Genomic DNA, 12,791 nt, shown 5'->3' on the forward strand with positions numbered 1-12,791 from the left:
CGACATTGTACCGGTTTCGGTCCCGACGCGACGTGCGCATATGCGCACGCCGGGATTGGATACAACAATTGGCGAAATAGGTGTTTACAACCGGCTTTACTCGCCGTAGAAGGTCTGCGCCCCGGCAAAATTGTCGAACTTCGTGTATTGCCCCAGGAACGTGAGCCGAACAGGCCCGATCGGGCCGTTACGCTGCTTGCCAATGATGATTTCGGCCGTCCCCTTGTCGGGGCTGTCCGGATTGTAGACCTCATCGCGATAAATGAACAGGATCACGTCCGCGTCCTGTTCGATTGCGCCCGATTCGCGCAAATCCGACATCACCGGACGCTTGTTCGGGCGCTGTTCGAGGCCGCGGTTCAGCTGCGACAGCGCGATCACCGGCACGTCGAGCTCCTTCGCGAGACTCTTCAGCGAACGCGAGATTTCCGAAATTTCGGTCGCGCGGTTCTCGCCCTGCGACGAACCCGACATCAGCTGCAGGTAGTCGACGATGATCAGGCCGAGCTTGCCGCACTGACGTGCGAGGCGCCGCGCGCGCGAGCGCAGCTCCATCGGGTTCAAGCCGCCCGTCTCGTCGATGAAGAGCTGCGCCTCGCTCATCTTCTGCACCGCGTGCGTCAGCTTCGGCCAGTCCTCGTCCGTCAGGCGGCCGGTACGCATCCGGTGCTGGTCGAGCCGGCCGATCGAGCCGAGCATACGCATCACGAGCTGGGTGCCCGGCATTTCCATCGAGAACACCGCGACCGGCAACCCGTACTCGACCGCGACGTATTCGCCGATGTTCATCGAGAAGGCCGTGTTGTGCGTGACGACGTAATCGTCGGTCACGTACAGCCGAGACGGATGCGAAACCGAGATGCACTGCGTGGCGGTCCGGCGCGACGGCTCGATACCCATAATTACCGGCAGCTTGCGGCGCGTCCGCCCGGCCATTAGCCGCTCGCGCTTGCCCTCGAACAGGAACAGGCTCTGCGGATCCGGGTGACTGATCGTGCAAATATAAGCCGTCGCACCGGCCTTGCGTTCACCGTCGACCGTGAAGCTCGTCGCCTTTTCGGCAACCTGGCACCACGCGCCGAGCGAACGCGCCAGTTCGCGCACGTCGCTCGCCAACTGCGCACTGGCGGTCGAATAACGCACCGTACCCCACGATTCGACCCAGCCGTCCGTGTCGAGCAACCCGCGCAACACATCCAGCCGCGCGTCCTTGTCCGCATCGAGGTAGAGACGCGGGATGAACTTGTCGTAACTCGTCCTCCCCCACACACCGAGTTGCTCGAGCGCAGCCTTGAGCGGGTTGGCGGACGGCCGGGCCACGGTGGCCGTCGACGGCCGGCGTTTGATGCGCCAGTCGTACTGGCCCGCGTATTCAAGTTCGAGCGACGCATCGACACGCTCGCGCATCCGGTTCAACGTTTCCTCGGCCTTCACGCTGAAACGCACGGCGGTCCCGCCGAGCGCACCGTCGCCCAGCAGCGCGCCGAGTACCCATGGGTCAACCGGCAGCGCCTCGCGATGACCAAACTCGCCGCTCGGCATGTCGATCCACAACCGGTTCCGGTAGCGTTCGCGCGTCAGCAACGTGCGAATCTCCGCGGTCGACAGCACACGGGGCTTTTCCCACTCGCGGAAATGGACGCACCACAGGTGCTCGTCGCAGCATTCCGCCGAACGCCCATCCGAAAAGCGGACCCGATACACCTGGCGTTCGCCCTGCGGGTAGATGCCGGTCACGATCGATGGAGCCCCGTCGACCGAAGCAAGTGCATCACCGACCGCCAGCTCGCCCATCGGCTTCCAGCCCGTCAACGTCCTGACGCGCGCATCGAGCGGCTGCGCCTTACCCATCGACGGGCGCCCCGCCACGATGATCAGCTCGCCGCCATGCATCCCCGACGTCATCCGGTCGAGGTCGACGAAGCCGGTCGGCGTGCCGGTGACGTCGCTCGGGTTCGCGGTGTGGTACAGCGTGTCGATGCGCTCGACCACCTGCGTGAGCAGCGGGCCGATCTCGAGGAAGCCCTGGTTGCCGCGCGCGCCCTCTTCGGCGATCGAGAACACCTTCGATTCGGCCTCGTCGAGCAGCTGGCGGACTTCCTTGCCCTGCGGATTGAATGCGTCGGCCGAGATCTCGTCGGCGACCGACACGAGCCGGCGCAGCACCGCGCGGTCGCGCACGATTTCCGCATAGCGGCGGATGTTCGCCGCGCTCGGCGTGTTCTGCGCGAGGGCGTTCAGGTATGCGAGCCCGCCGACGTCGTCGGCCTTGCCGGACGTGGTCAGCGCTTCGTACACGGTCACGACGTCGGCCGGGCGCGTCGACGCGATCAGGCGGCCGATGTGCTCGTAGATGATCCGGTGGTCGTAGCGGTAGAAGTCGCCCTGCGACAGGAAGTCGGCAATCCGGTCCCATGCCGCGTTGTCGAGCAACAGGCCGCCGAGCACCGACTGCTCGGCTTCCACCGAATGCGGCGGGACTTTCAGCGATTCGATTTGGGGATCTTGCGGCGCGTTCATGGGTTGGGATTATCGCGAATAGATGGCGGCAGCGCTACCACCGCTTGCCGGCGAGCAGGCAATAAAAAAGGCAGGCCCCGGTTACCCGGGCGCCTGCCCTTGTCCGGACGGCGGAAGCCGCCCGGCAAGCTTGCGTCTACGCTTACGCGTGGTCGCCGATCACGTTGATCGTGACGTCGACGACGACGTCCGTATGCAGCGCGACTTGCACGTTGTGCTCGCCGATCATCTTCAGCGGGCCTTCCGGCATGCGAACTTGCAGCTTCTCGACTTCGTAGCCGGCCTTCTTCAGCAGTTCCGCGACGTCGCCGTTCGTGACCGAGCCGAACAGACGGCCGTCGACGCCCGACTTCTGCGTGATTTCGAACGACTGGCCGTTCAGCTTCTCGCCGACTGCCTGCGATGCCGCCAGCTTTTCAGCGGCGATCTTTTCGAGTTCAGCGCGGCGCACTTCGAATTCGGCGATCGCTTCCTTCGTTGCACGGCGAGCCTTGCGGTTCGGGATCAGGAAGTTGCGAGCGTAACCGTCCTTGACCTTGACGATGTCGCCGAGGTTGCCCAGATTGGCGACTTTTTCCAACAGAATGATTTGCATTCGAATTCTCCTTATTGCGTCGCCTGATTACGCCTTGTGCTGATCGGTGTACGGCAGCAGCGCGAGGAAACGCGCACGCTTGATTGCCGTATCCAGCTGACGCTGATAGTGGGCCTTCGTACCCGTCAGGCGAGCCGGCGTGATCTTGCCGTTTTCGCCGATGAAGTCCTTCAGCGTTTCCGTGTCCTTGTAGTCGATCTGCTCGACGCCGGCAGCCGTGAAACGGCAGAACTTCTTGCGCTTGAAGAGCGGGTTTTGTTGCTGACGACGCTTGTCGAATTTCTTACCAGTCGGGCGGGCCATGATTTCAGTCCTTTCCTGTGTCCTGCAATGCAGTGATGTGAAACACCAAGGTTCTCGCGTTGCGGCTTTTCTTGGCCAGGAAGCCCGTGAACAGCGTTTCGACGCCCATTTCACGACTTTCCAGCTTGCCGCTCGCCTCACCGGCCGCCACCGCCTCGATCGTCATTTCGACCTGACGGGGAATGCCTGCTTCGACGACTTCCGTGCGGTGATGCAACGTGGCGCTTGCGATCGGAACACCGGCCGGCGTATATCGCACCGGTGCGCGTTCGACGACGCTCGCCGTCAATTGCAACCTGTTCACGTGAGTGGCGCGCTCCTTGATGGCTTAATAAGTGACGAACTTAAGCCTGCGCTTCGGCCGGCTGAGCGGCAGCCGCCTTCTTGGCTTCTTCGCGCTGAACTTCCTTCATCATCGGCGACGGGCCGGTTTCGGCCTTCTTCATCTTGACGATGAGGTGACGCAGCACGGCGTCGTTGAACTTGAACGCGTGTTCGAGTTCGTCGAGCGTCGTCTGGTCGCACTCGATGTTCATGCAGACGTAGTGAGCCTTCGCGAGTTTCTCGATCATGTAGGCCAGCTGGCGACGGCCCCAGTCTTCGACACGGTGGATCTGGCCGCCGTGCGACGTGATCGTGGACTTGTAGCGCTCGATCATCGCGGGCACTTGCTCGCTTTGATCCGGGTGCACGATGAATACGATTTCGTAATGACGCATACACACTCCTTGTGGATTAAAGCCACCCGGGCGTCTGAACCGGTGTGGCAAGTGAGAAGCCGAAGATTCTAACCCGGTTACGGGGCGCATGCAAGGCCAATCGACGATTCGCCGACTGATTCGGCCGTGTTTTCAAAGACTTGAACGGGTATGCGGGCCCGCGAGCGCCCTTCGCCCTTTCGCGGCCGGGGTCGGAACAAGAGTGCACCTCCCCATAACGGCATGGTCATTCGCCGGGCGCGCCGGCCAGCCGCGCGTCGAGCGCCGTCCGGAACGCCGCGAGCGCCGACGGCTCGGCGTCGGTCACCGCCCACCACGTCATGCCGGCCGCGTTCCAGCGGTCCAGCGCATAGCCCTGCGACACGGTCGCGTACGGGGCCGCCGGCCGTTCGCCGGCCGGCTGCACGTAGACGTCGACCACGTGCTGCCGGTGGCGGTAGACGAGCACTGCGACGCGACGCCGCCCGACGTAGTCGAGCCGGCCGCCGACCAGCGCGAAACCGTCCGTGGCGAGATTCTCGACCGGCGGCGCATAGTCGAGCCGGCCGTTGAACCACGGCTTGACCGTGTGCTGGTCGGTCGAGATCACGTCGATGTCGCGCGCCGACAGGTCGGCCCGCACGTGGCTCGCGACCAGTTCGTCGACCGTGCGGTCGGTGTCCGCGTGGCGGGCGGACCACGCCACGCCGCCCGCCGCCGCGACCGCCATCAGCAGCGCGACGCCCCAGCCGAGGCCCGGCCACGCGGCCACGCGCGACCCGGCGCCCGTGCCGGCCGACCCGGCCCGCCCGGTCAGCCAGGCGAACCAGTCGCGTCCGCGCGGCCGCCGGGGCGGCGCTGACTGCCGTTCAGGCCGGGGCGCGGCCCGCGACGGCTCATGGGCCGGCGCGTCGGCCGCGGCCGGCAGGCTCGCGAGGATACTCGCCCGCAGCGCGTCCGGCGCACGGTGATAATCGGCCTGCCGCACCGCCTGCACCAGCGTGACGATCCGTGCGCGTTCGCGGCGGCATGCGTCGCACCCTTCGACATGCTGCTGGACCCGCAACGCATCGGGCGCCGACAGCTCGCGGTCGACGTCCGCGTCCAGCAACGCTCGCGCTTCGTTACAGTCCATCGATCGCCTCCGATGCGGTTCCGCCAGCCGGCGCACGGCCCGGCCGGCCTTCGGTCGCCGGCGCCTGTGCCTCGCCCAGCAGCGCGGCAAGCTTGCGCCGGCCGCGCGCGAGCCGCGACATCACCGTGCCGACCGGCACGTCCGCGATCGCCGCGATCTCGCGATAGCTCAGGTCCTCCATCTCGCGCAGCACGAGCACCTCGCGGTATTCCGGCGGCAGCTTCGCGAGCGCCGCGTTCACGAGCCGCACGTTCTCGCCGCGCAGCAGCTGCGCGAGCGGGTCCTCCGTCGCCGGCTGCCAGTCGTCGGGCACGTCGGCATCGTCCAGCGTGTCGGGCAGCGCGACCTCGTGCGCCTGCGTGCGCCGCCGCCACTCGGTGTACCAGGTGTGGCGCACGATCGTCAGCAGCCACGGCCGCGCGTTGTCGCCGCGACACGAGTCGACGAAGCGCAGCGCGCGCATGCACGCGTCCTGCACGACGTCGTCCGCATCGCCGGCGCTGCCGCTCAGCCAGCGCGCGAGGTTGTACGCGGCGTCGAGATGCGGCAGCACGAGCGCGCGAAACCGCTCGCCGCGCGCGAGCGCATCGTCCACCGCCCGCTCATCGACCGCCTGTCCGGCTTGCCCCACATGGCCTCCCTGGTCCCGGCGGCCGACGCCGCGCCCGTTCCGCGCACGGCGCCCGGACAGACCGGCAACGTGCGCGCTCGATGACCTTACCGCTGCTGCGTCGAGTTTATTCCCGCGCCGCGCGCATGAAGCGTAAAAAATCGCCGGACGGCCGGGCAGCCCGCCCCGTTACGGCGTGGTGCTCCAGTAACCGGGGCGCGCATACGCTTCGCGCAGGTAGTCGATGAAATAGCGCACGCGCGCCGGCACGTAGCGCTGCTGCGGGTAGACCGCGAGGATGTCGTAGTCGGGCAGCGCGTACTCGTCGAGCACGGTCTCGAGTTCGCCCGTTTCGAGTTGCGCGGCGATTTCCCACGTCGAGCGCCAGCCGAGCCCGAGCCCTTCGGCCACCCAGCGATGCAGCAGCTCGCCGTCGTTGCAGTCGAGATTGCCGGTCACGCGCATCGTCGCGATCTTGCCGTGGCGCTGGAAATACCAGCCGCGGTTCTGTCCGCCCTGCAGGTTGAAGGCCAGGCAGTTGTGCTTCAGCAGGTCATCGAGCGATTTCGGCCGGCCGTGCTGGCGGAAATACCCGGGCGTGCCGCACACCACGCGCCGGTTCGACGCGAGCTTCACCGCGACGAAGTTCGGATCGACCGCGCCGCCGATCCGGATCGACAGGTCATAGCCCTCGCGCACGAGATCGACGACGCGGTCGGTCAGGTTGAACGACAGCTGCATTTCCGGCTTGTCGGCGAGAAAACCGGGCGCGTGCGGCGCGACGTGCTTGCGGCCGAACGCGGCCGGCGCCGACACGATCAGGTGCCCGCTGACCGCGCGCCGCCCGGCGGCCAGCTCGTTCTCGGCCTGATCCCATTCGGACAGCAGCCCGCGGCAGCGCTCGAGGAACGCGGCGCCCTCCTCGCTGACCACCAGCCGCCGCGTCGAGCGGTACATCAGCTTCACGCCGAGGCGCTTCTCCAGCGCGTCGATCCGCCGCCCGAGCACCACCGGCGACACGCCCTCCTCGAGCGCGGCCGCCGCGAGGCTGCCGGCATCGGCCACCCGCACGAACGTCTCGATCTGCTTGAAACGATCCATCTGCTGTCTCCGTCCCGGCTCCGACACCGGCGGGAAGCCCCGTCCGGCCGTCATTCCATACTTTTAGTTTCGAAATAAGCGACTTCGGCTGATCTTATCAAACCTTTCCTGCATCCCTAAAGTGTCCTCAACAGACCGATTCGCAAGATCCCACTATCCAAGGAGACATTCATGGCCAAGATGAGAGCCGTCGACGCAGCCGTACTCGTGCTCGAGAAGGAAGGCATCCAGACCGCGTTCGGCGTGCCGGGCGCCGCGATCAACCCGTTCTACTCGGCCATGCGCAAGTCGGGCGGCATCAGCCACGTGCTGGCGCGCCACGTCGAAGGCGCATCGCACATGGCCGAAGGCTTCACGCGGGCGGCGCCGGGCAACATCGGCGTGTGCATCGGCACGTCGGGCCCCGCCGGCACCGACATGATCACCGGCCTCTACTCCGCATCGGCCGACTCGATTCCGATCCTCGCGATCACCGGCCAGGCGCCGCGCGCGCGTCTCTACAAGGAAGATTTCCAGGCCGTTGACATCGAATCGATCGCGAAGCCGGTCACGAAGTGGGCGGTCACCGTGCGCGAACCGGCGCTCGTGCCGCGCGTGTTCCAGCAGGCATTCCACCTGATGCGCTCGGGCCGTCCGGGCCCGGTGCTGGTCGACCTGCCGATCGACGTGCAGCTCGCCGAAATCGAATTCGACATCGACACGTACGAACCGCTGCCGGTCTACAAGCCCGCGGCCACCCGCGCGCAGATCGAGAAGGCGCTCGCGATGCTCAACGACGCGGACAAGCCGCTGATCGTGTCGGGTGGCGGCGTGCTGAACGCGGCGGCCGAAGACCTGCTCGTGCAGTTCGCGGAAACAATCGGCGTGCCGGTGATCCCGACGCTGATGTCGTGGGGCGCGATTGCCGACGACCACCCGCTGATGGCCGGCATGGTCGGCCTGCAGACGTCGCACCGCTACGGCAACGCGACGCTGCTCGCGTCCGACTTCGTGCTCGGCATCGGCAACCGCTGGGCGAACCGCCACACGGGCAGCGTCGAGGTCTACACGAAGGGCCGCAAGTTCGTGCACGTCGACATCGAGCCGACGCAGATCGGCCGCGTGTTCGGCCCGGATCTCGGCATCGTGTCCGACGCGAAGGCCGCCCTCGAGCTGTTCGTCGCGGTCGCGCAGGAATGGAAGGCCGCCGGCAAGCTGAAGGATCGCAGCGCGTGGGTCGCCGACTGCCAGGCACGCAAGCGCACGCTGCAGCGCAAGACGCACTTCGACAACGTGCCGGTCAAGCCGCAGCGCGTGTACGAAGAGATGAACAAGGTGTTCGGTCGCGATACCTGCTACGTCAGCACGATCGGCCTGTCGCAGATCGCCGCCGCGCAGTTCCTGCACGTGTTCAAGGCGCGCAACTGGATCAACTGCGGCCAGGCCGGCCCGCTCGGCTGGACGATCCCCGCCGCGCTCGGCGTGCGTGCGGCCGACCCGAGCCGCCCGATCGTCGCGCTCTCCGGCGACTACGACTTCCAGTTCATGATCGAGGAGCTCGCCGCCGGTGCGCAATTCAAGCTGCCGTACGTGCACGTCGTCGTGAACAACTCGTACCTCGGGCTGATCCGCCAGGCGCAGCGCGCGTTCGACATGGACTACTGCGTGCAGCTCGCGTTCGACAACGTGAACGCGCCGGAACTGAACGGGTATGGCGTCGACCACGTGGCCGTCGCGGAAGGCCTCGGCTGCAAGGCGCTGCGCGTGTTCAAGCCGGAAGAGATCGAGCCGGCGCTGCGCCAGGCGCAAACGCTCGCGGAAGAGTTCAGCGTGCCGGTGGTCGTCGAGGTGATCCTCGAACGCGTGACGAACATCTCGATGGGCACCGAAATCGACGCGATCAACGAATTCGAGGATCTCGCCGATAAGGCCGAGCACGCGCCGACCGCGATCTCGATGCTCGACTGAACCGCACGACATTTTTGACCGACCGAAGAGGCTTAGCTCATGCCGAAGTTTGCTGCAAACCTGACCATGCTGTTCAACGAAGTGCCGTTCCTCGACCGTTTCAAGGCGGCCGCGGACGCGGGTTTCGACGCCGTCGAGTTCCTGTTCCCGTACCCGTACGCGAAAGAAGAACTCGCCGAGCAGCTCGAGTCGCACCGCCTGCGCCTCGTGCTGCACAACCTGCCCGCCGGCAACTGGGATCAGGGCGAGCGCGGCATCGCGTGCCTGCCCGATCGCGTCGGCGAGTTCCAGGAAGGGGTCGGCCGTGCGATCGGCTACGCGAAGGCGCTGAAGGTGCCGCAGCTGAACTGCCTGGTCGGCATTCCGTCGGCGAGCACCGCGCGCGACAAGACTTTCGTGACGATCGTCGACAACCTGCGCTTCGCGGCCGATGCGCTCAAGCGCGAAGGCATCCGCCTGCTCGTCGAGCCGTGCAACCGCTTCGACATCCCGGGCTTCGCGCTGAACCGCTCGTCGGAAGGGCTCGACGTGATCCGCGCGGTCGGCTCGGACAACCTGTTCCTGCAGTACGACATCTATCACATGCAGCGCATGGAAGGCGAACTGGCCGCGACGATCGAACGCAACCTCGCATCGATCGGCCACGTCCAGCTCGCGGACAACCCGGGCCGCAACGAGCCGGGCACGGGCGAGATCAACTATGCGTTCCTGTTCGCGCTGCTCGACCGGCTCGGCTATGCCGGCTACGTCGGCTGCGAATACAAGCCCCGCACCACCACGACGGAAGGCCTCGGCTGGCTGCAAAGCGTGGCCGGCTGCGCACCGGCCTCGGCGCGTCGCGCCGCCTGAGTCGCCCCCTTCCCGTTTTCAGCCCCAGAGGAGACTTTCACATGGCAATCATCGGTTTCATCGGCCTCGGCATCATGGGCGCGCACATGGCGCGCAACCTGCTCAAGGGCGATCACCAGCTCGTCGTGAACGGCGCGTTCCCGATTCCGGACGATCTGCGCGGCAGCGCGAAGGTCGTCGCGAACTCGACCGAAGTCGCGCAGCACGCGGACATCATCATCGCGATGGTACCGGACACGCCCGACGTGCGTAACGTGCTGTTCGCTGACGACGGCGTCGCGAAGGGCCTGACGGCCGGCAAGCTCGTGATCGACATGAGCTCGATCTCGCCGCTCGACACGCAGGCATTCGCGAAGCAGATCAATGCGCTCGGCTGCGACTACCTCGACGCGCCGGTGTCCGGCGGCGAAGTCGGCGCACGCGAAGCGACGCTGACGATCATGGTCGGCGGGCCGGAAAAGGCGTTCGAGCGCGCGAAGCCGCTGTTCGAGAAGATGGGCAAGAACATCACGCTCGTCGGCGACAACGGCGCGGGGCAGACCTGCAAGGTCGCGAACCAGATCATCGTCGCGCTGAACATCGAAGCGGTCGGCGAAGCGCTGCTGTTCGCCGCCCGCTCGGGCGCCGATCCGGAGCGCGTGCGCCAGGCGTTGATGGGCGGCTTCGCCGCGTCGCGCATCCTCGAAGTGCACGGCGCGCGGATGACCAAGCGCACGTTCGATCCGGGCTTCCGCATCGAGCTGCACCAGAAGGACCTGAACCTCGCGCTCGACGGCGCACGCAAGCTCGGCCTCGCGCTGCCGCACACCGCGAGCGCGCAGCAGCTGTTCAGCGTATGCGCGTCGCACGGCGGCAAGGCGTGGGATCACTCGGCGCTCGTGCGCGCGCTGGAGATCATGTCGAACTTCGAGATCGGCCAGACGCCGGCCGCGTAACGCGGATGCAGCAACGCGCGTTTCGCTGCAATGGTGAAACGCGTGTCACGAACAGACGCGATCCGGTTACGGCCGGTCGCATCGATGCGCGACGCACGCGCGCATCACGGTGGGGCGCCCCGCCCTGCATCGCCAACGGCATGCGGGACGGGGCGAAAAACGCCGCTCTGGGCTGAGAGCGGCGTGGTGGGGTCCGCAGCGGCACCCGGCGGCGCCGGGGAAGCCTTGGTCGGTCAGACGTCGTCGTCGGGTGTCCGCCTGTCGGATTTCGCGTATTACATTTCTTTACGTTCGAGCGTGCGATTTTTCATGCATTCGTCGCGATGAACGCCTACACTTTCGCCACGCCTTTCGAGAAAACCGCCGCGCCTGCGCGCCCCTTCCGGGCCCGCACCCAGCGCGGTGTTTTTTTCGCCACTTCACGGCGCGTTTTCTTTTCAACCACCTAAGGAGTGCAACGATGGGTCTTCTTTCGTTTATCAAGGAGGCGGGTGAAAAACTGCTGGGTCACGCCGATGCACAGGCAGCGGAAGATCCGAATGCCGCGAACCAGACCGCGGCCGATGCGATCAAGAATTACATCAACTCGCAAGGTCTCGACACGTCGAACCTGACCGTCGCGTTCGACGGCGCCTCGCGCACCGTCACGCTGTCGGGCAGCGTCGCCGATCTCGACACGAAGGCGAAGGTCAAGGTCGCGGCCGGCAACGTGCAGGGTGTCGCGGGCGTCAACGACGACGATCTGCAGCCGGACGATCCGGAAGTGCGGTACCACGACGTGAAGCCGGGCGACACGCTGTCGGCGATCGCCAAGGAAGTGTACGGCGACGCGAACAAATATCCGGCGATCTTCGAGGCGAACAAGCCGATGCTGTCGAGCCCGGACCGGATCTACCCGGGCCAGAAGCTCGTGATTCCGCCGCAGTCCTGAGCATTCGCGCAGCACTGACACAAAAATGGCAGGCCATTGGCCTGCCATTTTTTATGCTTTCTACGCGCCGCCCGAGCGGCCATCGGTCACAGCGTGTCGAATGCGCGTTGCAGTGCGTCGCGATCGTGAATGCCGTTCGCGAGCGCGAGCATCAGCAGCACGCGCGCCTTGAACGGATGCAGCGAGCCCGCGCTCACGAAACCGAGCGCATCGTCGCTCGCGGCGCCGTTGCGCATCACGTGCCCCGAACCGACGCGCGATGCACGGACCACCGCCACGCCCGCGTTCACCGCATCGGCGAGCGCCGTCTGCAGCGTCGCATGGATCGACCCGTTGCCGGTGCCCGCGACGACGAGGCCGCGCACGCCGGCCGCGACGAGCGCGTCGACGGCCGTGCGCGTCACGCCCGCATAGCTCGCGACGACTTCGACCGTCGGCCAGGTCGCGGCAATCGCCAGTTGCGCGTCGCGCGTGCGCGTGACGCGGCGCGCGAATTCGACGCGGCCGTCCTGCACCCAGCCGAGCGCGCCGAGCTCCGGCGACTGGAACGCGTCGACGGCATAGGTGCTCGTCTTCACGACATCGCGAGCGCCATGGATCCGGTTGTTGAACGCGACCAGCACGCCCTGCCCGCGCGCGGCCGGATGGGCGGCCACCGTCACCGCGTTCAACAGGTTCAGCGGGCCGTCGGACGACAGCGCGGTGGCCGGCCGCATCGCAGCCGTCAGCACGACGGGCTTGTCGCCGCGGACGACTAGATGCAGCGCATACGCGGTTTCCTCGAGCGTATCGGTGCCGTGGGTGATCACGATGCCGTCGATGGCCGGATCGGCCATCAGCGCATCGATCCGCGCGGCAAGCGTGTTCCACAGCGGCAGCGCGAGATCCTTGCTGTCGATACTGGCGACCTGCTCGGCGTCGATGCGTGCGACCGACGCGAGCGCCGGCACGGCGTCGACGAGGAAATTGACGCCGAGCGCGCCGGCCTGATAGCCAGCCGTGCTGGCCGCGTCGGGCGCGGCGCCGGCGATGGTGCCGCCGGTGGCGAGTACGGCGATGCGCGGCAGCGCCGCCGCGGACGAAGAGGATGCGGTGTTCGGTGTATTCATGGCCGCGATTGTAATGGCTCGCGCCCGGCATCCGGTAGGTCCGGCGCGAACGCGCGCT

General features: G+C 66.5%; 13 protein-coding genes. 4 read left to right on the forward strand and 9 right to left on the reverse strand.

The window, feature by feature from the left end:
* Positions 1 to 96: 96 nt before the first annotated feature.
* From dnaB to KR541_RS09590, 8 genes are all read right to left on the reverse strand, one after another.
* Positions 97 to 2,520 carry a replicative DNA helicase gene (gene dnaB, locus KR541_RS09555; RefSeq protein ID WP_124630768.1) on the reverse strand — a complete coding sequence of 808 codons (2,424 nt, stop codon included), beginning with the start codon at positions 2,518 to 2,520 and terminating at the stop codon, positions 97 to 99.
* Between the two features lie 142 nt (positions 2,521 to 2,662).
* The gene (gene rplI / locus KR541_RS09560) at positions 2,663 to 3,115 is read right to left on the reverse strand and encodes a 50S ribosomal protein L9 (protein ID WP_006486256.1); all 453 of its coding nucleotides are present in this window, start codon (positions 3,113 to 3,115) and stop codon (positions 2,663 to 2,665) included.
* 27 nt (positions 3,116 to 3,142) lie between these two features.
* Positions 3,143 to 3,418 (reverse strand): 30S ribosomal protein S18, encoded by a 276-nt coding sequence (gene rpsR / locus KR541_RS09565; RefSeq protein ID WP_004193360.1) that lies wholly within the window; start codon positions 3,416 to 3,418, stop codon positions 3,143 to 3,145.
* A gap of 4 nt (positions 3,419 to 3,422) precedes the next feature.
* Positions 3,423 to 3,722, reverse strand: a complete 300-nt coding sequence (gene priB, locus KR541_RS09570; protein WP_011549649.1) for a primosomal replication protein N — start codon at positions 3,720 to 3,722, stop codon at positions 3,423 to 3,425.
* Positions 3,723 to 3,762: 40 nt separating this feature from the next.
* Positions 3,763 to 4,137 (reverse strand): 30S ribosomal protein S6, encoded by a 375-nt coding sequence (gene rpsF, locus KR541_RS09575; protein ID WP_006486255.1) that lies wholly within the window; start codon positions 4,135 to 4,137, stop codon positions 3,763 to 3,765.
* Positions 4,138 to 4,363: 226 nt separating this feature from the next.
* On the reverse strand, positions 4,364 to 5,251 hold the full coding sequence (locus KR541_RS09580; RefSeq protein ID WP_216089521.1) for an anti-sigma factor family protein: 888 nt from the start codon (positions 5,249 to 5,251) through the stop codon (positions 4,364 to 4,366).
* Complete coding sequence (locus tag KR541_RS09585; protein ID WP_050013242.1) at positions 5,241 to 5,882, reverse strand: RNA polymerase sigma factor; 642 nt, start codon at positions 5,880 to 5,882, stop codon at positions 5,241 to 5,243. Before KR541_RS09585 ends, KR541_RS09580 begins: the two co-directional genes overlap by 11 nt.
* A 168-nt stretch (positions 5,883 to 6,050) precedes the next feature.
* Positions 6,051 to 6,962, reverse strand: a complete 912-nt coding sequence (locus tag KR541_RS09590) for a LysR family transcriptional regulator (protein ID WP_050013243.1) — start codon at positions 6,960 to 6,962, stop codon at positions 6,051 to 6,053.
* Positions 6,963 to 7,133: 171 nt separating this feature from the next.
* On the opposite strand from KR541_RS09590, the gene gcl reads away from it, so the two are divergent.
* The 4 genes from gcl to lysM all read left to right on the forward strand — a co-directional run bounded on the left by gcl (position 7,134) and on the right by lysM (position 11,624).
* On the forward strand, positions 7,134 to 8,909 hold the full coding sequence (gcl, locus tag KR541_RS09595; protein WP_050013244.1) for a glyoxylate carboligase: 1,776 nt from the start codon (positions 7,134 to 7,136) through the stop codon (positions 8,907 to 8,909).
* 39 nt (positions 8,910 to 8,948) lie between these two features.
* A complete protein-coding gene (hyi, locus tag KR541_RS09600; RefSeq protein ID WP_050013245.1) occupies positions 8,949 to 9,758 on the forward strand; it encodes a hydroxypyruvate isomerase in 810 nt (269 codons plus the stop codon).
* Between the two features lie 41 nt (positions 9,759 to 9,799).
* On the forward strand, positions 9,800 to 10,693 hold the full coding sequence (locus KR541_RS09605; protein WP_050013246.1) for a 2-hydroxy-3-oxopropionate reductase: 894 nt from the start codon (positions 9,800 to 9,802) through the stop codon (positions 10,691 to 10,693).
* 460 nt (positions 10,694 to 11,153) lie between these two features.
* Positions 11,154 to 11,624, forward strand: coding sequence for a peptidoglycan-binding protein LysM (gene lysM / locus KR541_RS09610; RefSeq protein ID WP_050013247.1), 471 nt, complete (start codon positions 11,154 to 11,156; stop codon positions 11,622 to 11,624).
* A gap of 86 nt (positions 11,625 to 11,710) precedes the next feature.
* Here the strand turns inward: lysM and KR541_RS09615 are convergent, their stop codons facing one another.
* Positions 11,711 to 12,733 carry an asparaginase gene (locus tag KR541_RS09615; protein ID WP_089488507.1) on the reverse strand — a complete coding sequence of 341 codons (1,023 nt, stop codon included), beginning with the start codon at positions 12,731 to 12,733 and terminating at the stop codon, positions 11,711 to 11,713.
* Between the last annotated feature and the right edge of the window lie 58 nt (positions 12,734 to 12,791).

The sequence above is a fragment of the Burkholderia sola genome, assembly GCF_905400185.1.
Classification (GTDB): domain Bacteria; phylum Pseudomonadota; class Gammaproteobacteria; order Burkholderiales; family Burkholderiaceae; genus Burkholderia; species Burkholderia sola.

Bases quoted from the DNA above. Each gene is read 5' to 3' on its own strand.
- hyi (WP_050013245.1), top strand. From the start codon at position 8,949: ATGCCGAAGTTTGCTGCAAACCTGACCATGCTGTTCAACGAAGTGCCG.
- KR541_RS09580 (WP_216089521.1), bottom strand. From the start codon at position 5,251: ATGGACTGTAACGAAGCGCGAGCGTTGCTGGACGCGGACGTCGACCGC.
- rplI (WP_006486256.1), bottom strand. From the start codon at position 3,115: ATGCAAATCATTCTGTTGGAAAAAGTCGCCAATCTGGGCAACCTCGGC.
- dnaB (WP_124630768.1), bottom strand. From the start codon at position 2,520: ATGAACGCGCCGCAAGATCCCCAAATCGAATCGCTGAAAGTCCCGCCG.
- KR541_RS09590 (WP_050013243.1), bottom strand. From the start codon at position 6,962: ATGGATCGTTTCAAGCAGATCGAGACGTTCGTGCGGGTGGCCGATGCC.
- lysM (WP_050013247.1), top strand. From the start codon at position 11,154: ATGGGTCTTCTTTCGTTTATCAAGGAGGCGGGTGAAAAACTGCTGGGT.
- KR541_RS09615 (WP_089488507.1), bottom strand. From the start codon at position 12,733: ATGAATACACCGAACACCGCATCCTCTTCGTCCGCGGCGGCGCTGCCG.
- rpsF (WP_006486255.1), bottom strand. From the start codon at position 4,137: ATGCGTCATTACGAAATCGTATTCATCGTGCACCCGGATCAAAGCGAG.
- gcl (WP_050013244.1), top strand. From the start codon at position 7,134: ATGGCCAAGATGAGAGCCGTCGACGCAGCCGTACTCGTGCTCGAGAAG.
- rpsR (WP_004193360.1), bottom strand. From the start codon at position 3,418: ATGGCCCGCCCGACTGGTAAGAAATTCGACAAGCGTCGTCAGCAACAA.
- KR541_RS09605 (WP_050013246.1), top strand. From the start codon at position 9,800: ATGGCAATCATCGGTTTCATCGGCCTCGGCATCATGGGCGCGCACATG.